Consider the following 1,087-nt stretch of genomic DNA (forward strand, 5'->3'; position numbering starts at 1 on the left):
AGGATCGCGGCCTCCGTCCCGAAGGACGACACAAGGCCGATCCGGCCGACGAAGAGCTCCGTCAGCGCCGCCTTCAGAACGACCGACGCATCGGCCCCCTCAAAGCGCAGCGACAGAGCCTGCGCCCTGCGCTGCAGTTCCATCCGGGAGGTCGTTTCGACTGGCAGAACCATCAATCACCACTCTCACCCCCCGAAAATGATCTCCCGATCGCTCAGGAGGACGGCGTCCAGACGGACACGCAGGGGATCTTCGTCGTGTCGCAGCGAGCCGCATAGCGCTCGGCGATCTCCTTGACCTCCTGCATCAGCCCGGCCGACAGCTTGATCGGATCGAGACCGAGGCCGAGGAAGCGATCATTGGCCACATGCAGCTCGTTCTCCGCCGCCTCGTTGCGCGGATTGTCGAGATTGGCGATCTGCGCGCCCGTCATCTCGGCGATCATCTTGGCCAGATCGCGAACCCGGTGGGTCTCGGTCATCTGGTTGAGGATGTTCACGCGCTCGCCGCGCTGGGGCGGATTGTGCAGCGCAAGCTCGATGCAGCGGCAGGTGTCCTGGATGTGGATGAAGGCGCGCGTCTGGCCGCCCGTTCCATGCACCGTCAGCGGATAGTTCACCGCCGCCTGCATGATGAAGCGGTTGAGCACCGTGCCGTAGTCGCCGTCATAGTCGAAGCGGTTGATCAGCCGCTCGTCCATCCGGGTCTCCTCGGTCTGGGTGCCCCAGACGATGCCCTGGTGGAGATCGGTGATCGCGACGCCGTCGTTCTTGTTGTAGAAATGGAAGAACAGCTGATCCTGCGACTTCGTCATGTGATAGATCGAGCCGGGATTGGTCGGGTAGAGGATCTCCTGCTCGCTGCTGCCGTTCTCCGTCGCGACGCTGACCTTCAGATAGCCCTCGGGGATCTTCATGCCGGCGGTGCCGTATCCGTAGACGCCCATCGTGCCGAGATGGATGAGATGGATGTTCTGGCGCGACTCGACGATCGCGGCGAGGACGTCGTTGGTGGCGTTGAGGTTGTTGCTCACCGTATAGCGCTTGTGCGACGACGACTTCATCGAATAGGGCGCGGCGCGCTGCTC

Annotated in this window: 1 protein-coding gene; it reads right to left on the reverse strand. The window is 63.0% G+C overall.

Features of this window, described 5'->3' with window-relative positions; translation table 11 throughout:
• Positions 1–214: 214 nt before the first annotated feature.
• The coding region (locus J6595_RS22355) for an NAD-dependent epimerase/dehydratase family protein (RefSeq protein WP_209597964.1) at positions 215–1,087 on the reverse strand (873 nt) is incomplete at its 5' end.

It is taken from the genome of Jiella mangrovi (assembly GCF_017815135.1).
GTDB lineage: Bacteria > Pseudomonadota > Alphaproteobacteria > Rhizobiales > Rhizobiaceae > Jiella > Jiella mangrovi.